This window comes from Streptomyces sp. NPDC047079 (assembly GCF_040643755.1).
Classification (GTDB): Bacteria; Actinomycetota; Actinomycetes; order Streptomycetales; family Streptomycetaceae; genus Streptomyces.
Map to the genome: position 1 here is coordinate 118,809 of NZ_JBEYUZ010000013.1, position 19,884 is coordinate 138,692.

At 71.6% G+C, this 19,884-nt stretch carries 20 protein-coding genes; 7 read left to right on the forward strand and 13 right to left on the reverse strand.

All coding sequences use genetic code 11. The annotated features are described in order from the left end of the window. Window positions 1-6: 6 nt before the first annotated feature. Complete coding sequence (locus ABZ823_RS18995) at window positions 7-510, reverse strand: Lrp/AsnC family transcriptional regulator (RefSeq protein WP_361661161.1); 504 nt, start codon at window positions 508-510, stop codon at window positions 7-9. Between the two features lie 77 nt (window positions 511-587). On the opposite strand from ABZ823_RS18995, the gene ABZ823_RS19000 reads away from it, so the two are divergent. Genes ABZ823_RS19000 through ABZ823_RS19015 form a run of 4 tightly spaced genes read left to right on the forward strand, consistent with a single transcriptional unit; the run spans window position 588 to window position 4,643 of the window. Further along, on the forward strand, window positions 588-1,346 hold the full coding sequence (locus tag ABZ823_RS19000) for a LytTR family DNA-binding domain-containing protein (protein WP_361661164.1): 759 nt from the start codon (window positions 588-590) through the stop codon (window positions 1,344-1,346). A gap of 10 nt (window positions 1,347-1,356) precedes the next feature. After that, window positions 1,357-1,713: a hypothetical protein gene (locus ABZ823_RS19005; protein ID WP_361661167.1), complete on the forward strand. Its 357-nt coding sequence runs from the start codon at window positions 1,357-1,359 to the stop codon at window positions 1,711-1,713. Between the two features lie 9 nt (window positions 1,714-1,722). Next, the gene (locus ABZ823_RS19010; RefSeq protein ID WP_361661170.1) at window positions 1,723-3,441 is read left to right on the forward strand and encodes a cation acetate symporter; all 1,719 of its coding nucleotides are present in this window, start codon (window positions 1,723-1,725) and stop codon (window positions 3,439-3,441) included. Then, on the forward strand, window positions 3,438-4,643 hold the full coding sequence (locus ABZ823_RS19015; RefSeq protein WP_361661173.1) for a histidine kinase: 1,206 nt from the start codon (window positions 3,438-3,440) through the stop codon (window positions 4,641-4,643). The genes ABZ823_RS19010 and ABZ823_RS19015 overlap by 4 nt, the downstream gene beginning before the upstream one ends. Before the next feature lie 3 nt (window positions 4,644-4,646). Here the strand turns inward: ABZ823_RS19015 and ABZ823_RS19020 are convergent, their stop codons facing one another. From ABZ823_RS19020 to ABZ823_RS19050, 7 genes are all read right to left on the reverse strand, one after another. Further along, the gene (locus ABZ823_RS19020) at window positions 4,647-4,805 is read right to left on the reverse strand and encodes a hypothetical protein (RefSeq protein WP_361661175.1); all 159 of its coding nucleotides are present in this window, start codon (window positions 4,803-4,805) and stop codon (window positions 4,647-4,649) included. 13 nt (window positions 4,806-4,818) lie between these two features. Then, window positions 4,819-6,783: a protein kinase gene (locus tag ABZ823_RS19025; protein WP_361661178.1), complete on the reverse strand. Its 1,965-nt coding sequence runs from the start codon at window positions 6,781-6,783 to the stop codon at window positions 4,819-4,821. Between the two features lie 26 nt (window positions 6,784-6,809). After that, a complete protein-coding gene (locus ABZ823_RS19030; protein ID WP_361661181.1) occupies window positions 6,810-8,258 on the reverse strand; it encodes a DUF6777 domain-containing protein in 1,449 nt (482 codons plus the stop codon). 127 nt (window positions 8,259-8,385) lie between these two features. Then, window positions 8,386-9,336 (reverse strand): cytochrome c oxidase assembly protein, encoded by a 951-nt coding sequence (locus tag ABZ823_RS19035; RefSeq protein WP_361661184.1) that lies wholly within the window; start codon window positions 9,334-9,336, stop codon window positions 8,386-8,388. 140 nt (window positions 9,337-9,476) lie between these two features. After that, window positions 9,477-10,502 carry a 6-phosphofructokinase gene (locus tag ABZ823_RS19040; RefSeq protein ID WP_361661187.1) on the reverse strand — a complete coding sequence of 342 codons (1,026 nt, stop codon included), beginning with the start codon at window positions 10,500-10,502 and terminating at the stop codon, window positions 9,477-9,479. Between the two features lie 245 nt (window positions 10,503-10,747). Beyond that, window positions 10,748-11,476, reverse strand: a complete 729-nt coding sequence (locus ABZ823_RS19045; protein ID WP_361661190.1) for a glutamine amidotransferase — start codon at window positions 11,474-11,476, stop codon at window positions 10,748-10,750. A 19-nt stretch (window positions 11,477-11,495) separates the two neighbouring features. Beyond that, window positions 11,496-12,734 (reverse strand): MurT ligase domain-containing protein, encoded by a 1,239-nt coding sequence (locus ABZ823_RS19050; RefSeq protein ID WP_361661193.1) that lies wholly within the window; start codon window positions 12,732-12,734, stop codon window positions 11,496-11,498. Between the two features lie 142 nt (window positions 12,735-12,876). Between ABZ823_RS19050 and def the strand changes: the two genes are divergently transcribed. After that, window positions 12,877-13,416: a peptide deformylase gene (gene def, locus ABZ823_RS19055; RefSeq protein WP_361661196.1), complete on the forward strand. Its 540-nt coding sequence runs from the start codon at window positions 12,877-12,879 to the stop codon at window positions 13,414-13,416. 116 nt (window positions 13,417-13,532) lie between these two features. Here the strand turns inward: def and ABZ823_RS19060 are convergent, their stop codons facing one another. Beyond that, window positions 13,533-14,177, reverse strand: a complete 645-nt coding sequence (locus ABZ823_RS19060) for a TetR family transcriptional regulator (RefSeq protein WP_361661199.1) — start codon at window positions 14,175-14,177, stop codon at window positions 13,533-13,535. Between the two features lie 189 nt (window positions 14,178-14,366). Between ABZ823_RS19060 and ABZ823_RS19065 the strand changes: the two genes are divergently transcribed. After that, on the forward strand, window positions 14,367-15,596 hold the full coding sequence (locus ABZ823_RS19065; protein ID WP_361661201.1) for an acyl-CoA dehydrogenase family protein: 1,230 nt from the start codon (window positions 14,367-14,369) through the stop codon (window positions 15,594-15,596). A gap of 152 nt (window positions 15,597-15,748) precedes the next feature. On the opposite strand, the gene ABZ823_RS19070 is transcribed toward ABZ823_RS19065, so the two are convergent. Together ABZ823_RS19070 and ABZ823_RS19075 are read right to left on the reverse strand one after the other, a co-directional pair. After that, window positions 15,749-16,270, reverse strand: a complete 522-nt coding sequence (locus tag ABZ823_RS19070) for a cupin domain-containing protein (protein ID WP_361661318.1) — start codon at window positions 16,268-16,270, stop codon at window positions 15,749-15,751. A gap of 14 nt (window positions 16,271-16,284) precedes the next feature. Further along, window positions 16,285-17,415, reverse strand: coding sequence for a type III polyketide synthase (locus tag ABZ823_RS19075; RefSeq protein WP_361661321.1), 1,131 nt, complete (start codon window positions 17,413-17,415; stop codon window positions 16,285-16,287). Window positions 17,416-17,548: 133 nt separating this feature from the next. Between ABZ823_RS19075 and ABZ823_RS19080 the strand changes: the two genes are divergently transcribed. Continuing rightward, window positions 17,549-18,217, forward strand: a complete 669-nt coding sequence (locus tag ABZ823_RS19080) for a transcriptional regulator (protein ID WP_361661204.1) — start codon at window positions 17,549-17,551, stop codon at window positions 18,215-18,217. A 16-nt stretch (window positions 18,218-18,233) separates the two neighbouring features. Here the strand turns inward: ABZ823_RS19080 and ABZ823_RS19085 are convergent, their stop codons facing one another. Together ABZ823_RS19085 and ABZ823_RS19090 are read right to left on the reverse strand one after the other, a co-directional pair. Then, complete coding sequence (locus ABZ823_RS19085) at window positions 18,234-18,470, reverse strand: DUF6213 family protein (RefSeq protein WP_234516374.1); 237 nt, start codon at window positions 18,468-18,470, stop codon at window positions 18,234-18,236. 25 nt (window positions 18,471-18,495) lie between these two features. Beyond that, window positions 18,496-19,881, reverse strand: coding sequence for an NADP-dependent succinic semialdehyde dehydrogenase (locus ABZ823_RS19090; protein ID WP_361661208.1), 1,386 nt, complete (start codon window positions 19,879-19,881; stop codon window positions 18,496-18,498). Between the last annotated feature and the right edge of the window lie 3 nt (window positions 19,882-19,884).

Genomic DNA, 19,884 nt, shown 5'->3' on the forward strand with positions numbered 1-19,884 from the left:
GGCTTCTCAGCGCACGTCTGCTGCGCCGTCGGGCGCGGCCTGGCTGGCGCCCGCCTCCGGGCTTTCCGGGAGGAGGTGGGACAGCACCATCACACTGATCGTCTTCCGGATGAAGGGCTCCGCACGGATGCGCTCCAGCACCTCCTCGAAGTGCTCCACATCCCGCGCCCGCACGTGCAGCAGCGCGTCCGCCCCGCCCGTCACCGTCATCGCCGCGGTGATCTCCGGATGGTTGCGCACGACCTCCGCCAGGCGCCGCGGCGGCGCCGCGCCCTCGCAGTACACCTCCACATACGCCTCCGTGCGCCAGCCAAGGGCCGACGGCTTCACCGTGGCCGTGAACCCGGTGATCACCCCCGACTCGCGCAGCCGGTCCACCCGGCGCTTGACCGCCGTCGACGACAGGCCGATGGCAGCGCCGATCTCGGCGAAACTCGTCCTGGCGTTCGCCATCAGAGCGGTGATGATCTTCCGGTCGAGCTCGTCGAACGGCGCCGGCCTGCTGTTCATGCGGGCACTGTATCCAGCGGGAACGTCCATGTTCCGCACATGTCCAGGCGTAGGGAATGCTCCTACACTCCACGTTCATGCTGCGCGCCCTCGCCGTCGACGACGAACGCCCCTCGCTGGAGGAACTGCTCTACCTGCTGCATGCGGATCCGCGGATCGGCAGCGCGGAGGGCGCGGGCGACGCGACCGAGGCGCTGCGCCGCATCAACCGCGCCCTGCAGTCCGGGCCCGACGGTCCCGACGCCATCGACGTCGTCTTCCTCGACATCCACATGCCCGGGCTCGACGGCCTGGAGATGGCCCGGCTGCTGACCGGCCTCGCGGAGCCGCCCCTCGTCGTGTTCGTCACCGCGCACGAGGGCTTCGCCGTGCACGCGTTCGACCTCAAGGCCGTCGACTACGTCCTCAAGCCCGTGCGCCGGGAGCGGCTCGCGGAGGCGGTGCGCCGGGCCGCGCAGCTGCGCCGGGCCGCACCGCCGATACCGGTCCACGAACCCGACCCCGACCACATCCCGGTCGAGCTCGGCGGAGTGACGCGGTTCGTGTCCGTCGAGGACATCACCCGAGTCGAGGCGCAGGGCGACTACGCCCGTCTGCACACCCCGCAGGGCAGCCACCTCGTCCGCATCCCGCTGTCCACCCTGGAGGAGCGCTGGCGCGCGCGTGGCTTCCTCCGCATCCACCGCCGCCACCTCGTCGCCCTGCACCACATCGGCGAACTCCGCCTCGACGCCGGCACGGTGAGCGTCCTCGTCGACTCCGTCGAACTCCAGGTCAGCCGTCGGCACGCGCGCGAGCTGCGCGACCTGCTGATGCGCCGGACCACCGGCCGGTGAGGAGAACGGCGTGCCCCAGGACTCCACCGAACGCCGAGTCGTCGTCACCGGTCCGCCCCGGCACCCCCGCCGGGCCTTCGGCTACTACCGCCCACGGACCGAGATCGACGAGCAGACCACCCTCGGCCACACGTACGTCCGCTCGCTGATGCGCAGTCAACTCCGCGCCGCCTTTGCCGGGTTCATGGTCCTCCTGCTTCTCGTGGGTCCCCTGCCCCTCGTCTTCGCCGCCACCCGTAACAAGGGGCTCGAGTGGACCGTCCTCGGCTTCGGCCTCTACCCGCCGCTGGTCCTGCTCGCCCGCTGGTACGTACGCCGCGCCGAGCGCAACGAGAGGGATCTCGTGCGTCTCGTCGAGGACCGCTGAGGCGCGGCCGTGAACCAGAACTACGCCGTCCCCGCGGTCGCCCTGGTCGTCCTCGCGACCGTTCTCGTCGGCGCCTTCGGACTGCGCGTCTCCCGCACCACCTCGGACTTCTACGTCGCCTCCCGAACCGTGGGCCCCCACCTCAACGCGGCCGCGATCAGCGGCGAGTACCTCTCCGCCGCCTCCTTCCTCGGCATCGCCGGACTGGTCCTCGTCCAGGGCCCCGACATGCTGTGGTACCCGGTCGGCTACACCGCGGGCTATCTCGTCCTCCTCCTGTTCGTGGCCGCCCCGCTGCGCCGCTCCGGTGCCTACACGCTGCCCGACTTCGCGGAGGCCCGGCTCGCCTCACAGCAGGTACGCCGGCTCGCCGGGGGCTTCGTCGTCGGGGTCGGCTGGCTGTACCTGCTGCCCCAACTCCAGGGCGCCGGGCTCACCCTGGCCGTACTGACCGGCGCGCCCGAACCGCTCGGCGGGTTCCTCGTCGCGCTGGTGGTGGTCGCGACCGTCGCCGCGGGCGGCATGCGCAGCATCACCTTCGTCCAGGCCTTCCAGTACTGGCTCAAACTCACCGCCCTGCTCGTCCCCGCGCTGTTCCTGGCCGTGGCCTGGCAGGGCGACGGCGCTCCACGCGCCGCGTTCGCGGAGCCCCCGGCGTTCCGCGACCAGAGGGTCGTACGGATCGACGAGACCCTCGACCTCAGGCTCGCGGAGCCGCTCGACGTCACGGTCACGGGCAGCGTCGACGGCCGGCGCCACACAGACCGGCCTGTGCGCCTCACCACCGGCGTCCACCGCATCGGGCACGGCACCCGGCTGACCTTCGGCCCGGGAGACCGCGTCCCCGCGCCCGTCGCCGACCGGGGCGGCGACGGGGGCCTCACGGCCCCGACGGCGTCCGGCCGCGAGGAGCGCCCGCTGTACGCCACCTACGGACTGATCCTCGCCACCTTCCTCGGCACCATGGGCCTGCCCCACGTCGTCGTCCGCTTCTACACCAGCCCGCACGGGGTCGCCGCGCGCCGCACCACCGTCGCCGTGCTCGCCCTGATCGGCGCCTTCTACCTGCTGCCGCCCGTCTACGGGGCGCTGGGCCGGCTCTACGCCCCCGAACTCACCCTGACCGGGAACGCCGACGCGGCCGTCCTGCTGCTGCCCGGCCGGATGACCGGCGGTCTCGGCGGGGACCTGCTGGGTGCCCTGGTCGCGGGCGGGGCCTTCGCCGCGTTCCTGTCCACCGCGTCGGGCCTGACCATGGCGGTGGCCGGAGTGCTCACCCAGGACGTCCTGCCGTCCCGCGGCGTGCGGCACTTCCGGCTCGGCACACTGCTGGCGATGGCCGTGCCGCTCGCGGCGAGCGTCCTGGTGGGCACGCTGCCCGTGGCCGACGCGGTGGGACTCGCGTTCGCCGTGTCCGCGTCGTCGTTCTGCCCGCTGCTCGTCCTCGGCATCTGGTGGCGGCGGCTGACCCCGCCCGGTGCGGCCGCCGGGATGCTGGTCGGCGGCGGCTCGGCGTTCGTCGCGGTCGCGATGACCATGGCGGGCCACCCGGCCACCGGCACCGCGCACACGCTGCTCGCCTGGCCGGCGCTCTGGTCGGTGCCGCTGGGATTCCTCACCATGGTCCTGGTGTCCCTTGCGACGCCGGGCCGCGTACCCGCCGGGACGGCCGCGATCCTGGCACGGTTCCATCTGCCGGAGGAACTGCGTGCGGAGGCGGAGGCATGAGCGGTTTCCTCGCCGGACTGTGCGTGGCCGTGCTCCCGCTGCTCGCCGCCGGGTTCTGGCTCGGGCGGCGCACCGCGCGCCCCGAGACCCTCGGCGGGCTCGGCACACCCGTCGAACACGCCACCTTCCAGACCCTGCACACCGCCTCCCTGGCCGCCCCGCCCCTGCGCGCCGGGCTCACCGAGGAGACGGCCGGCAGGTCCGCGCGGCGGCTGCGCACCCTGCTCGGCACCGACGCCCTCTGCCTGACCGACCGGGAGTCCGTGCTGGCCTGGGACGGTGCGGGGGAGCACCACCGCGACGAGGTGCTCCAGCGGCTCGGCGGCCCGCTGGAGAACGGCCGCGGTGAGGCCTTCCGCCTCCGCTGCGACACCCCCGACTGCCCGCTGCGCTGGGCCGTCGTCGCCCCGCTCACCGTCGACGACCGGGTGCACGGGACGCTGGTGGCCTGCGCGCCCCGCGAGTCCGCGGTCCTCGTCCGGGCCGCCGGCGAGGTCGCCCGCTGGGTCTCCGTGCAACTGGAGCTGGCGGACCTCGACCGCTCCCGCACCCGGCTCATCGAGGCGGAAATAAAGGCGTTGCGCGCCCAGATCTCCCCGCACTTCGTCTTCAACTCGCTCGCCGTGATCGCCTCGTTCGTGCGCACCGACCCCGAGCGCGCCCGCGAACTCCTGCTGGAATTCGCCGACTTCACCCGCTACTCGTTCCGCCGGCACGGCGACTTCACCACGCTCGCCGACGAACTCCACGCCATCGACCAGTACTTGGCGCTTGTACGGGCACGCTTCGGCGACCGGCTCTCGGTCACCCTTCAGATCGCCCCCGAGGTACTGCCGGTCGCCCTGCCGTTCCTGTGCCTTCAGCCGCTCGTCGAGAACGCCGTCAAGCACGGCCTGGAGGGCACCACCGACAAGCGCCACATCAGCATCACCGCCCAGGACGCGGGAGCCGAGGCCCTGGTCGTCATCGAGGACGACGGCGCCGGCATGGACCCGGAGCTGCTGCGCCGCATCCTCGCCGGGGAGGCCGGACCCTCCGGCGGCATCGGCCTGTCCAACGTGGACGACCGGCTGCGCCAGGTCTACGGCGACGACCACGGGCTCGTCATCGAAACCGCCCCGGGGGCGGGCATGAAGATCACCGCCCGCGTGCCGAAGTACCGGCCGGGAGTGCACTCGGCCGGGCCGCTGCCACGTCAGTGAGCCTCAGGTGTCGCGGGTGAGGACCATGGCGAGGGTGATCAGGCCGAGCACGACCCAGCCGAACCACAGCCAGCCGCTGCCGCCGAGCGCCACCGTGTAGGCCGTCACCACGACGAGGCCCCCGACGGTGAGCACTCCCATCGTCTTCGTGGAACCGGGCATCGCAACACCCTCCTCATGGTTCGTCCTTCCCCATGGTGCCCCCGTTCTGCTTCCGCACGGTGCACACGACCAGATGAGTTCCGGACGTCCACGCGGCGTTTCCCGTCCAGGAGGCGGCCTGATAGCGGGACGGGTCGTAGCCGTAGTCCTTCGGTGGGACGTCCCGCGCGCACGCCGCGTCCGACAGGCCCTTCGCCTTCGGCAGGGTGGTGTCCGGGGCCAGCCGGGTGAAACCGAGCACCTGCTGGTCGTGGGCCCCGGCACAGGAGACCAGCCGCGCCGCCGACCGTGACAGCGCGTCCAGACAGTCCCCCTTCTGCATGTTCGCCGTGTCGACGAACCTCATCCCCGGCCTGCGGTGGTCGCCGAGCGGCCCGTACACCGGCCCGTGCGCGCCCAGCACCAGACACGCGGTGCGCCGCCCGGCCGCCTCGAAGCCCGACCGGGTCGGGACGACGGCGTAACCGCGGACGTCCGCGAGCTTGTCACGTATCGCCTGGGTGCGCCGCTCGCACGCGGCGGGGCCCCGCTTGCCCGCCTCGTCGGCGGATGCGCCGGGCACGAGCGCCATGACCTGCCCGTCCGGGCTCTCCTCGGCGCAGCTCGGATCCACGGTCAGCCGCGGAGGGGCACCCAGGAACGGCTTCCCGGGCCAGACGGCGACGACGCAGTCGCCCTCTTCGAGCGGGCGGCTGAGCGCGACGGCCGCACCGTACGGTTTCGCCGTCCCGCCGGACGCCGGGCGGTGCACCGCGTACCAGACCCCGCCCAGGGCGAGGACCAGCCCGAGGAGGCAGGCGAGGAGGGCCCGCAGGACGTGCGACCGCCTCCGATGCGGCGCGCTCCGGCCGGGCGGCGGGCCGAAACCCGCCCCTCCCGCCCCGCCGGGCACGTCCTGCCCGTACGACACGGTGTGCGCCGCCGGGGCGCCGGGACCTGCCCCGACGGAAGACGCGGCCCCCGAGGCGGGCGGAGCCTGCCCGGAGCCTCCGTCCCCCTCGGCGGGAACGGTGCCCGGCAGCGACCGGCGCTGGGCGGTCTGCGTCGGGGCGGCGGAGCCCTCCCACGACGGCGGCGACCCCCGGTCGCCCCGGGTGCCCGTCCGCGGCCCTGGGGTGGTGAGCGCCGCCAGCGCGGCCGTGGTGTCGCCCGCCGTGATCCGCAGGGCCGGGTCCTTGACCAGCATCGCGGACAGCAGCGGCGCCAGCGCCCCGGCCCGCCGCGGCGACCGGGGTTCCTCCAGGACCACGGCGGTGACCTCCGCGAGCTGTGTGGCGCGTTCGAAGGGTCCGCACCCCTCCGCCGCGAAGTACAGGGTGCAGCCGAGCGAGAACAGGTCCGCGGCGGCGGTCGGGGGCCCGCCCGTCGCACGCTCAGGCGCGAGATAGCCCGGTGTCCCGACCAGCGCGGACGTCAGCGTGTAACGGGTCTCGCCCGCGTCCGGCTGCACCGCGATGCCGTAGTCGGTGAGCAGGACACGGGCGTACGGCACCCGGGAGCGGTCCGGCGCCAGCAGGATGTTCGCAGGCTTCACATCCCGGTGCATGACTCCCCGCTCGTGCCCGGCGGTGAGCGCGTCCAGCACGGCGAGCCCGATGCGGGCGCATTCGACGGCAGTGAGGGGGCCGTGCCGGTGGACCCGCTCGCGCAGGTCCAGTGCGCCCGGCACGTACTCCATGACGATCCACGGCAGCCCGTCGTGCTCCAGTACGTCGTGCACGGTCACCACATGCGGGTGGCCGCGCAGCCCGGCCGCGAGCCGGGCCTCCGCGCGGGCCCGGGCGACCCGGGCCGCCCGTTCCCCGGTCGCCTCGGCCGGATCGCGGAACGCCACCTCCTTGAGGGCGACCTCGCAGGCCAGCCGGTCGTCATGGGCGAGCCAGACGTGGCCCATGGCGCCACTGCCGAGCTGGTTGAGCAGGCGGTAGCGGCCGGCGATGACCCGGCCCACTCCGGACTGCGGTGATCCTGATGCCATCGCTCGCTCCCGAATCCAGGTCGTGTCTAGGGCGTGCCGGTCGCGGGCGAGCCTGTGACGGGCGGCTCATGGGTGGCCGGCGGGCTGGTGGCGGGGACGCCGGTCGCCGCCTTGCTCGTGGCCGGTCTGCCGGCCGTCGGACTGCCGGGAGCCGACGGCGTGCCGCCTCGTGGTGTGGGGGAGCCGGTGGCCGTCGTGGGGGGTGTGCTGCCTCGTGACGGCGTGGGGCCGCCCCGCTCGGGCGGCGAGGACGCCCTCCCGCTGTCACTCGGGGTTGCGGAGGAGCCGTCCGTCTTTCCGGGCGTCGGGCCGCCCGGCGACGGTGGGGCGGACCCGCCGCCGTCCTGCCCCCGGCCCCTGCCGCCCTCGCTCGCTCCACTCGTCTCCTCGCCGGGCCCGCCGGATCCGCCCGGCGTCGCGGGCTCCCCGGATCCGCCCGGCGTCGCGGGCCCCCTGGATCCGCCCGGCGTCGCGGGCCCCCTGGATCCGCCCGGCGTCGCGGGACCGTGCGTCGCGCCCGCGTCCACCGAGAGCGTCACGTACTGGCCGAACGCCAGCTCGGTGCCGGGCCCGGGATCCGAGCCCGTGACCGCGGCCTCGTCGGGCGGCGCTCCCCGGCCGGCGTAGGCCACCGCGAGTCCCTCGGCCGCGAGGCGCCGGCCGGCCTCGATGAACCCGAGGCCCGTCACATCGGGCACCTTGTGCCCTATCCGGGTGTCGAAGAGGGCGTCGTGTCGGCCGGTCGTGCCGATCGGCCGGTCGAGCCCCCGGTCCGGGTCGTCGACGTCGACGAGCGCGATCCGCGTCAGCGGCTGGGGGGCGGGACGGACCGCCACCACGGAGGCACGGTCGTACCCGGCCCATTTCTCGTTGCGGCCCTCGAACTCTACGGAAATCCGGGTGGTGTCGCCACGGAAGGGGCGCAGTGGATTTCCGCACGAGCACTTCACCGTGGGCTGTCCCTGCTCGTCCACCAATACCGCGATTCCGGCCTGGAGCAAGGAGTCGAAAGGTGTGGCCCTGCCCTTCTTGTAGTCGTGGTTCTGTACGAGCGTGTCGTGACGCAGAAGGACGGGTGTGAGCCGGTCGAGATAATCCGGGATCTCCGCCTGTGCGATCCCCTCGACCCTCGCCCAGACCTCGGCCTTGCGGTTGTTCCTCGGGTCGGTGAGGAATTCCTTCAGCCGTGTGACGTCACAGACCGTCGGTGTCCGCGAACCGCCGTAGAGCCCCGGTGTATTGCCCGCCTGGAGGCCTCCGGGCGCCCGGCCCGTCCGGACCGTGGTGTCGCGGCCGAGGCCGCCGCGCTCGTCGAAGAAGGGGGCGAGCGACGGCACCCCGGCGGCGACGGCCTTCACCGTGAACACCTGTGCGTTTCTGCCGCATCCGCTGAGGATCAGCGCGGCGGCCAGAAGAAGGCCGATCCTCCGGATCGCTGATTTCCCGGCCCTTTGCAGAAATGCGCGACGTGTCATCACCGCTCCCCCCTGCGGTCCCCCCGCGCCCTACAGAGCGGAGGCAGGGCGCCGGGCACCAGATTACCGAATGCGGAAGCATTTCAGGTGCCTTGAAAGGAAAGGGAATTCAGCGGTGCGACGGAAATCAGTGGCCGCGTGCGTTGAGCGAGGCCAGATAGGCGTTGTACGCCTCGAGTTCCTTGTCGCCGTCGCGGTCCGCGGCCCGGTCCTTGCGCTTGGCCTGCCGCTGCTCCGAGCGGTACCACTGGAACAGCAGGGCCAGGAGCACCAGCACGGAGGGAACCTCGCTGAACGCCCAGGCGATACCGCCCGCGGCGGTCTGGTCCGCCAGGGCGTCGATGCCGAGCGAGGCGGGCGGATACCGGTACGTGTCGACCATCGGCGTGGACGCCATCATCAGCGCGATGCCGAAGAACGCGTGGAACGGCATGCCCGCGAACAACTCCAGCATCCGCATCAGATAACCGGGGCGGTGCGGACCGGGGTCGATGCCCATGATCGGCCAGAAGAACACCACGCCGACGGCGAGGAAGTGCAGCATCATCGCGATGTGCCCGGCCTTGGACTGCATCAGGAAGTCGTAGAGCGGCGTGAAGTACAGCCCGTACAGACTCGCGATGAACAGCGGGATGGTGAACGCCGGATGGGTGATGATCCGCACATAGCGGCTGTGCAGCAGCATCAGCAGCAGTTCGCGCGGACCCTTGCGGTCGCGGCCCGCGGTGGGCAGCGCGCGAAGCGCCAGGGTGATCGGGGCGCCGAGCAGGAGCAGGATCGGCGCCAGCATGCTGATCACCATGTGCTGCACCATGTGCACGCTAAACATGACCATGCCGTAGTCGTTCAGCTTGGTGCACATCACCAGCATCACCATCAGCACTCCGATGACGTACGCCACCGTCCGGCCCACCGGCCACTTGTCGCCGCGCCGTGTGAGCCGGGCCACCCCCCAGGCGTACAGCCCGAGTGCGAGCAGGCAGGCTACGAGGAAGAACGGGTCGGCGGACCATTCCAGGCCCCGCCCCAGCGTGAACGGCGGCAGGTCCATGGTCATGCCGTGCCCGCTGTGATCCATCCGCCGGCTCCTGTTTCATGGGGGTTGCACGCTGTCTGTCCGCACCAGAGTAGAACCGCCCCCGGCCGCGACTGCGACCGGGGGCGGACTGTTCGACTCCGTGTGCGTTCAGTCCCGCACCGGGCGGAACCACTTCCGTGCTAGAGGACGCACTCGGCCTCGGCGTACCTCTCCTGCGGCACCGTCTTCAGCGTCTCCACCGCCTCTGCCAGCGGCACCATCACGATGTCCGTGCCGCGCAGCGCGGCCATCTTCCCGAACTCGCCGCGGTGCGCCGCCTCGACCGCGTGCCAGCCGAAGCGGGTGGCGAGCACACGGTCGTACGCCGTCGGCGTGCCGCCGCGCTGCACATGCCCGAGGATCACCGGACGGGCCTCCTTGCCGAGGCGCTCCTCCAGCTCGACCGAGAGCTGGCGGGCGATGCCGGCGAAGCGCTCGTGGCCGTAGACGTCCTTGCCACCCTCGTCGAACTCCATGGTGCCCGGCTTCGGCTTGGCGCCCTCGGCGGCCACCACGATCGCGAACCGCTTGCCGGCGTCGAACCGCTCGCCCACCCGGGCCGCCAACTCCTCGATGTCGAAGGGGCGTTCCGGCACGACGATGGCGTGGGCGCCGGCGGCCATGCCGGAGTGCAGAGCGATCCAGCCGGTGTGGCGGCCCATGACCTCCACGATCAGCACCCGCTGGTGGGACTCGGCGGTGGTCTTCAGCCGGTCCAGGGCCTCGGTCGCCACCCCCACGGCCGTGTCGAAGCCGAAGGTGACGTCCGTGACCGCGATGTCGTTGTCGATGGTCTTGGGCACTCCGACGATCGGCAGCCCGTTGTCGGACAGCAGCCGGGCCGCTTTGAGCGTGCCCTCACCACCGATCGGGATGATCGCGTCGATACCCAGTTCCTCGACGTGGCCCCTGGCCCGCTCCACTCCGTCCCGCAGGTGCTCGGGGCGGACCCGGGAGGAGCCGAGGATGGTGCCGCCGCGAGCCAGGATGCCGCTCACCGCGTCGAGGTCGAGCTTGAGGTAGTCGCACTCCAGGAGGCCCTTCCAGCCGTCCCGGAAGCCGATGACCTCGTCGCCGTGGTCGGCGACGGCGCGGTGCACGACGGACCGGATGACGGCGTTCAGGCCGGGGCAGTCGCCGCCGGACGTGAGGACACCAATGCGCATAGCCCGAAAAACCTTCTCCACGTGAGCCGGGTCCGGACCACACTGTCCGGCTCGATCCCCGCCACCCTACCGGCGACGGGGGGCGGGGCAGCACCGTGCGTCCGCCTGCTGGACGCGCCCGCTCAGCTGTGCGGACAGGCCGTCAGACGGGCTGGTTGCGCCCGGTGGACCGTCAGGTGTACGGGCCGCCGGACGGGCTTTGCGGAACCGTTTCCGGCGCGCAGGCGGGACTTTCGAAAAACGCCCTAGGCGGGCTGCGTTGCGGCCGTGATCCGCTCGCTGCGCAGCGCCTCGTACCAGCGGTCGTCGACCGGCGGAAGGGCGTTGACGTCGAGCGCCAGCTTCAGCAGCAGGTCGGCGATCAGCGGGTTGCGCGCGAGAACGGGACCGTGCATGTACGTGCCGAAGACCGTCCCGTTGTACGCGCCCTCCGTGCCGTCACCCGTGCCGTTGCCGTTGCCGAGCCGCACCTGCGCGAACGCGCGGGCCTTCGGGCCGAGGTGGGTGACGCCCTGGTGGTTCTCGAAGCCGGTGAGCTGGGGCAGGCCCAGCTGCGGGTCGATGTCCGCGAGGACGTCGCCGACGCACCGCTCGCCCTCGCCGCGCACCGAGACCACGTCCAGCAGGCCGAGGCCCGGCTCGCGCTGCCCGAGGTCGTTGATGAACTCGTGGCCGAGGATCTGGTAGCCGGCGCAGACGGAGAACACGATCGCGCCGTTCTCCACGGCCCGGTACAGACCGCCGTCGCGGCGCAGCCGCTCGGCCGCGAGCCGCTGCGGGCGGTCCTCACCCCCGCCGATCAGATAGATGTCGCCGGACGTCGGGATCGGCTGGTCGCTGCGCACGTCGAGCCGGGCCACGTCCAGGCCGCGCTGGCGGGCCCGGCGCTCCACGACGAGCGCGTTGCCCTGGTCGCCGTAGGTGCTCAGCAGGTCCGGGTAGATCCACACCAGACGCAGGCTGTTGTCACTCATCGATGATCGTCCTTCGTGGTCAGTTGCCGACGCGGCGGCGCAGGTCCTGGAACGCTGTGTAGTTCGCGATGACCTCGATACGGCCCGGCGGGGCCTGCCCGACGGCCTGGTCGAGGTCCTCGCAGACCTGGAAGGACTGGTTGGCGACTTCCAGGCGCACGGCGAGGTCCAGCTTCCGGTCGCCGATGACGAAGATCGGGTGACCGGTCAGCCGCGTGTAGTCGACGTCCCACAGCCAGGAGGTGTCGGTGCCGTCCGCGCCGCGCGCGTTCACCGAAAGGATCACCGGGGTCGGCGGCGGGTCGATCAGCGAGAACGTCTCCAGCCAGCCGGCCGGGTTCTTCGCGAGCAGCAGACGCAGGTCGCGGCCCTGGAACTGGACGACGTCGTAGCGTCCGGCCACTGCCTGCACCTGGTACATGCGCTCCAGCGCGACCTGCGGGGGCACGCCGAAGACGGCGGCGACGGCGGCCGAGCTCGCGGCGTTGGCCTTGTTGGCGCGGCCCGGCAGCTGGAGGTGGATCGGCCAGGCGGAGCCGTGCGGGTCGAGGACGTGGTCGCCCGACAGGACCCAGGAGGGGGTCGGCCGGCGGAAGCCGCACTCGCCGCAGAACCAGTCGTCGCCCGGGCGCTGCATCACACCGCCGCAGGACGGGCAGGACCAGGCGTCGTCCTTCCACATCTGCCCGGCCGCGACCCAGATCACATTGGGCGACGACGAGGCGGCCCACACGACGAGCGGGTCGTCCGCGTTGGCGACGATCACGGCCTTGGAACCGGTCAGGCCCTCACGCCAGTTCTCGGCGAGCATCCGGGTCTCGGCGGCGCGGTCGAGCTGGTCGCGCGAGAGGTTGAGCAGCGCGATGCACTTGGGGTCGGTGTCCCGGGCGACGCCGGCGAGGTACTTCTCGTCGACCTCGATGACACCGAACTTGGCGTCCGAGCCGCCGGCCAGCGCCGAGGTGATACCGGCGGGCATGTTGGCGCCGAGCGCGTTGGAGACGACCGGGCCGGCGGCGCGCAGGGCCTCCGCGATCAGCCGGGTGGTCGTGGTCTTGCCGTTGGTCGCGGAGACCAGGATGACATCCAGGTTCTGAGCCAGCCGGCCGAGCAGGTCGGGGTCGAGTCTGAGCGCCACTCGGCCGCCGATCACCGATCCGCTGCCGCGCCCCGCGGCGCGCGATGCCGCAGCGACCGCCTTGCCCGCGGTCACGGCCAGCTTGGCCCGCGGCGTCAGCGGGTCCGAGTTGCCTGCCATCAGTTCTCGATCCTCCTTGCGTACGGCGCCGCGCCCTGTCCCGGCAACGTGTGGGCCTCAGCCTATCGAGATCCGTTCACGCGCCCGAACCGCGGCACCACCCCGGCGCCCGCGCGGCCCTGTCGACCGTACCCTTGCCGCCATGCGACACCGTTCCATCCCGGGCGTCCGAGGGCGCGTCCGGCCCATCATCCTGCTCGGCGACAGCGTGCTGCGCACCCCCGGCGCGGAGGTCACCGACTTCGGCCCCGAACTGGCCCGGCTCGTCGAGGACATGTTCGCCACGATGTACGCCGCGCAGGGCGTGGGGCTGGCGGCGCACCAGATCGGCGAGGCACTGCGGGTGTTCGTGTACGACTGCCCGGACGACGAGGAGGTGCGCCATATCGGGCATGTGGTGAACCCACGGCTCGTCGAGACGGACGGTGTGGTGCTGCGCGGGCCGGAGGGGTGCCTGTCCCTGCCGGGCCTGGAAGCGGGCACGGAGCGGTACGACCGTGCGGTCGTCGAGGGCTTCACGGTGCACGGCGAGCCGGTGCGGGTGGAGGGCACCGGGTGGTTCGCCCGGTGCCTGCAGCACGAGTGCGACCACCTGGACGGTGGTCTCTATGTGGACCGGCTCGGTGGCCGGCGGCACCGCCGGGTGATGCGGCAGGCCGCGCGGGCGCCGTGGAGCACATGAGCGTTGTCCTCCGGCCGCGTCCGGCTGCGGCCGGACGCGCTCGCGCGGCGAAGTCGCATGGCGGCACGGCCGGACGCCGCATGGCGGCACGGCCGCGGGGCCCTGAACGGGGCCCTTCAGAACCCGGGGCCCCCTATGCGGTCCCCCGCCGCGGCCAGCCGGCCCCACAAAAGGTCCGCCAGGCTGCGCACCAACTCCGCCCGGGAGCAGGGCCTTTCGCCCAGCCACCAGTCACCGGCCGCGTGCATCATGCCGACGATGCCGTGCCCCCACACCCGGGCGAGCCGGTGGCTGCCGGGGCCGAGGTCCAGGCGCTCCTCGATCACCTGGGCCAGCTCCTCGCCCATGCGGCGCAGCAGCGGAATGGAGTGCCGGCCGGTGTCGAAGCCCTGGTCGTTCTGGGAGCCGCCCTCCGCCGGATGCATCAGGAAGCGGTAGACCTGCGGCCGTGCCTCGATGGCCGCAAGATAGGTGTCGAGGGTGGCCTCCACCCGCTCCCGCCGGTCGGCCGGGGCGTCCAGCGCCGCCCGCAGCGAGTCGAGCAGCGCGTCCGTGTGGCGCTTGGCGAGCGCGGCGTACAGCCCGCCCTTGTCGCCGAAGTGGCGGTAGAGGATCGGCTTGGTGATGCCGGCCTCGGCGGCGATGGCGTTCATCGAGGCCCCGGGGCCGTCGCGCAGCACCACCCGGTCGGCGGCCTCCAGCAGCTCGCGCCGTCGGCGGTCGGCGGACCGCTGCTGATCGGCCCGCTGCGTGGTGTCCATGATTTCTCCCCACCCGTGCTGTGTCGGTGACGCCTGCGCAAACTAACACTGAAAGGCAGGTCGGTATCGAACGAGCTGCCGACCACCCCTGGTGGACGACCGCTCCGGCACGGGAGTTGACTTCTCCTACTGGTGAGTAACAGACTGCCGTTACCGCAAGTAACAGGTTAGCGCAGTGCTGGAGGGGACATGGCCGAGTTCACCATGGAGCTCAACGACGAACAGAAGGAGGTCCGGGACTGGCTGCACGGCTTCGCCGCCGATGTGATCCGCCCCGCGGCCGCCGAATGGGACGAGCGTGAGGAGACTCCCTGGCCGGTCATCCAGGAAGCCGCCAAGGTCGGTATCTACTCCCTCGACTTCTACGCGCAGCAGTACTTCGACGCCACCGGCCTCGGCATCCCCATGGCGATGGAGGAGCTGTTCTGGGGCGACGCGGGCATCGCGCTGTCGATCGTCGGCACCGGACTCGCCGCCGTGGGCGTCCTCGCCAACGGCACCGAGGAGCAGATCGGCATCTGGATCCCACAGATGTACGGCGATGCCAACGATGTCAAGGTGGCCGCCTTCTGCTCCTCGGAGCCCGACGCCGGCTCCGATGTCGCCTCCCTGCGCACGCGTGCCGTGTACGACGAGGCCAAGGACGAGTGGGTGATCAACGGCACCAAGACCTGGGCCACCAACGGCGGCATAGCCAATGTCCACGTCGTGGTCGCGGTCGTCGACCCGGAGCTGGGCTCCAAGGGACACGCCTCCTTCATCGTCCCGCCGAACACCCCGGGGCTGGCCCAGGGCCAGAAGTTCAAGAAGCACGGCATCCGCGCCTCGCACACCGCCGAGGTGATCCTCGACAACGTCCGCGTCCCCGGCTCCTGCCTGCTCGGCGGCAAGGAGAAGCTGGACGAGCGGCTGGCCCGGGCCCGGGAGAAGGCGAAGGCGGGCGGGATGGGGAGGGTCAAAAACGCTGCCATGGCCACGTTCGAGGCATCGCGTCCGGCCGTCGGCGCGATGGCCGTGGGAACGGCCCGCGCGGCCTACGAGGTCGCCCTCGACTACGCGCAGACCCGTGAGCAGTTCGGGCGGCCGATCATCGACAACCAGGGCGTCGCCTTCCAGCTCGCGGACATGCGGACGCAGATCGACGCCGCCCGACTGCTGGTGTGGCGGGCCTCCTGGATGGCGGTCAACGGCAAGCCGTTCACGGCGGCCGAGGGCTCCATGTCGAAGCTGTTCGCCAGCGAGACGGCCAAGAAGGTCACCGCGCAGGCGATCCAGATCCTGGGCGGCAACGGCTACACCCGGGAGTACCCGGTGGAGCGGATGCACCGCGACGCGGCCATTTACACGATCTTCGAAGGGACGAGCGAGATCCAGCGGCTGGTGATCGCGCGGACCCTGTCCGGAATGCCGATCCGCTAGTACGGGCCGCTGCCGACGGCTTCCGCGCCCGCCACGCGCACTCCCGTCGTGGCGGGCGTCGTTCCGTCCCGTTCCGTCGGCTTCCGGTCCGCCGCCGGGGGTGGACGGCCGCCCGGCCGGGAAGTACGCATCGCCGGACAGGCGGTCGCCGTTCACCGGTGCTTCAGCGGAGTGAGCTGTTCGATGTCGTAGCGTCTGCGCAACGCCTCGATCGCCGCCTGGTCCGGCGGGCCCCCGTCCGCGAGGATCTCCAGCAGTTCCTCGAAGTAGCGTTCGTGATCCGGTGGCGGAGACGCCTGGAAGAACATCTTCGCGGGGGTCTGCGTCGGGTTCGCGAAAGCGTGGGGACAGCCCGGCGGTACGACGATGACCGTGCCCGGCGTCGCCCGTACCACCCGGCGGCCCGACCTCGACTCCCACTTCTGCCAGTGGTCGCGTGTCCGTACACGGGGCTCGAAGGCCAGCACGTCCAGCTCGCCCTCGAGGACGTAGAACAGCTCCTCGCTCCGGGTGTGGACGTGCGCGCCGACGTCGAAGCCCGGCGGCACGATCACCTCGAACGTGGACGCCATGCGCGAGTGCGAGCCGGTCACCTTGAACGTCACATGCTGCGCCGGTGTCCGCACGACGCGTCCATGGCCGGGCGGCACGAACAGTCCCTCGGCCGCCGACACTTTGTCGGTCGTCGTCACTCTCGGTTCTTCCCGTGTCCGGGGTTGTGCCAGCGGCCCAGGGCCATTTCCGCCGTGATGCCCGGTCCGAAGCCGGCGAGCAGCCCCCGCGCCTTGTGATCGACGCCGCCCGCGTCGAAGAGCCGGCGCAGCGCGTCCAGGACGACGGCGCTGGCGATGTTGCCGTACTCGGTCAGCGTGGCCCGGCTGAACCGGAAGGCCTCCGACGGCACTCGCAGGAACTTGCTCAGGTCGTCCAGGATCCGGGGACCGCCCGCGTGGATGATGTAGAAGTCCAGGTCGGAAGCGTTCCAGCCGTGTTGCCGAGCCAGCTCCTGAAGCGCGGGGGCAAGCGGTTCCATCGTGGTCGGCACCCGCTTGTCCAGCAGGAAGTGGAAGCCGGTGGCCCGGACGTCGTACGCGATCCACTCCTCGGTCTTGGGAATCAGATAGGAGCCGTTGCGCTCCAGCTTGACGCCGGTGCCGCCCTTGCCGCGCACGACGGCGGCCGCGATGCCGTCACCGAACAGCCCGTTGGACAGCAGCGAGCCGACCCCCAGGTCGGTGGGCTGGTAGCACAGCGAGCAGAACTCGCAGGCCACGATGAGGGCGTTGCCGAGCGGATAGGCGGTGCAGAAGTCGTGCGCCCGGTTGATGGCTGCGCCGCCCGCGGCGCAGCCCAACTGGGCGATGGGTATCTGCCGGGTGTCGGTGTTGAAGTCCATCGTGTTGATCAGCCACGCGGTCAGTGAAGGCATCATGAACCCGGTGCACGACACATAGAGGATCACGTCGATGTCGGTGGTGAGCAGCTCGGCGTCGTCCAGCGCCCTTTGCACGACCGCGGGGACCCGGGCCTTCGCCTCGGCCTCGTAGAGATTGTTGCGCTCCTCGAAGCCGGGGTGCTTGAGGGTCTCCTCGATGGGCTGCACGATGTGCCGGGTGTGGACCCCAGTGTTCTCGATCAGTCGCAGCGCCAGCGGAAGTTGGGGGTGGTCCGCGTGGCGAGAGCGCGCCAGTTCGAGCGTCTCCTCCATCGTGATCACGTACTCCGGAACGGAAACGGCGGGTCTGCACAGAGTGGCCATGGAGCGCGCCTTCTTTCGCCTTTGCGGGGGATCAGTCGCCCCCCGGCGGAAGGGGTTCACCCGTATGAGGGCTTCACCCACGATCACCCGGCGGGGCTGCGATATCTCGTCGGGTTACTCCGCTTCAGTGATGCGCGCACAGTGACCTTACGGTCATGCTCGGTGAGTGAAACGAGTAGGAGGAGGAGCGCCGATGACGCGCACGGCCAGGGAACTGCTGGATGAGGCCACCAGGAAGCTCGCCCCGGATCCGCACGCCAACCGGCTGCTTCCGCTGATCGCCCGGGGCGCGGCCCAGCCCGCCACCCTCGCGGCCCTGGCCCACGAACAGCGCGAGGTCATCGCCTCGGACCGGCGGGCGTTCCTGCATCTGTCCGAGCGGTCGCGGGACGAGCCCGCGTGCGAGGCGTTCTTCACCGCGCTCGCCGATGGTGAAGCCGTCGCACAGGACCGTCTCGGTGCCTACGCCGCGGTCTGCCACGCCGACGAGACCGCGGACACCTACGAGCCGCCGGCGGACTGCCAGGGCTATGCCGCGTACGTGGCCTGGCTCGCCCTGAACGGGGAACCGTCCGACGTCGTCCTGGCCCTGAGCACCAACTTCGCGGCCTGGGGCGGTTACTGCGCGTCGATCGCGCAGGCGCTGCGCCGCCACTACGGCTTCGACGACACGGCCTGCGCCTTCTTCGACTTCTTCGCCGAGCCGTCACCGGACCTGGACCGCAGGGCCGAGGAGGCGGTGCGGGAAGGCCTGGACTCCGGCCGCCTGGACGAGGCCCGCGCACACCGCTACGGCCGGCTGCTCCAGGGATACGAGACGCAGTTCTGGCACGCTCTGTGGGAGCTGGACGCGCGGGTCTGATCGGTCCCCTGCGTCCCTAGCGGAGCGAACCGCTGCTGTGGGCGATGCACGCCACATCGATGCGGTCCGCCAGCTTGGCCAGCTCGATGGTCAGCGCGGCCACGGTGTCCTCGTCCAGCCCGTCCTCGCCGGCCTCGACGAGTCGCAGCCACCGGCCGCCCACCGTGCGCAGCAGCTTGCTGACGTCCGCGGCCGCCACCTGCAACGTGCCGCGGTCGTCGACGATCAGAGGCAGGGTCACTTCGCGGTTCACACCAGGGATCGTAGCCGCGGAACGCTCACGCCCCGTGCCATACGGTGGTGATGTTGCAGAACTCGCGGATTCCGTGCCCGGACAGCTCGCGGCCGTAGCCGGAGCGTTTGACCCCGCCGAACGGAAACGCGGGGTGGGACGCCGTCATACCGTTGATGTACACACCACCGGCCTCGAGGTCCTGGACGAAACGGTCCACCTCGGTGCCGTTGTGCGTCCACACGTTCGAGCTCAGCCCGAACGGCGAGTCGTTCGCGATCGCCACGGCCTCGTCGATGTCGGCCGCCCGGTAGAGCGTGGCGACCGGGCCGAAGGCCTCCTCGCGGTGGATGCGCATCGCGGAGGTGATCTCGGCGAGGACGGTCGGCGGGTAGTACCAGCCGGGACGGTCCGGGCGCTCGCCGCCGCACAGCACCCGCGCGCCCTTGCCGACCGCGTCCTCGACCAGTTCCTCCAGATCGGCGCGGCCCTGCTCGCTGGAGAGCGGACCGACCTCCGTCTCCTCCTCCATCGGGTCGCCGATCGTCAGCGCCCGCATCCGGGCGGTGAACCGTTCCGTGAACGCGTCGAACACATCGCTGTGCACGATGAACCGTTTCGCGGCGATGCACGACTGCCCGTTGTTCTGCACCCGGGCCGTCACCGCCACCTCGGCGGCCCGTTCCACGTCCGCGGACGGCATCACGATGAACGGGTCGCTGCCGCCCAGCTCCAGGACCGTCTTCTTGATCTCGTCCCCGGCGACCGAGGCCACCGACCGGCCCGCCGGTTCGCTGCCGGTGAGCGTCGCGGCCTTGACCCTCGGGTCACGCAGGATCTTCTCCACCGCCCCCGAGCCGATGAGCAGGGTCTGGAAACAGCCCTCGGCGAAGCCCGCCCGGCGGAACAGATCCTCCAGGTAGAGCGCTGTCTGCGGGACATTGGAGGCGTGCTTGAGCAGCCCCACGTTGCCCGCCATCAGGGCGGGCGCGGCGAAGCGGACCACCTGCCACAGCGGGAAGTTCCACGGCATCACGGCGAGGACCGGGCCGAGCGGCCGGTAGCGCACGATCACCCAGGAGGCGCCCGAGTCCTTCACGTCGTACTCGGCGGGCTCCTCGTCGGCGAGCAGCTCCTCGGCGTGCTCCGCGTACCAGCGCATCGCCTTGGCGCACTTCGCGGCCTCCACGCGGGCCTGCTTGATCGGCTTGCCCATCTCGGTGGTCATCACCCGGGCGATGTGCTCCTGGTCCTCTTCGAGCAGATCGGCCGCCTTGCGCATGCGCAGGGCCCGTTCGGCGAACGTGGTCGTGCGATGGGTACGGAACGCGGCCTCGGCGGCGGCGAGCCTGCGCTCGATCTCTTCCTCGCCCAGGGCGTCGTACGTCTCGAGCGTCTCGCCGGTCGCCGGATTGACGGTGGCGATGGGCATGGC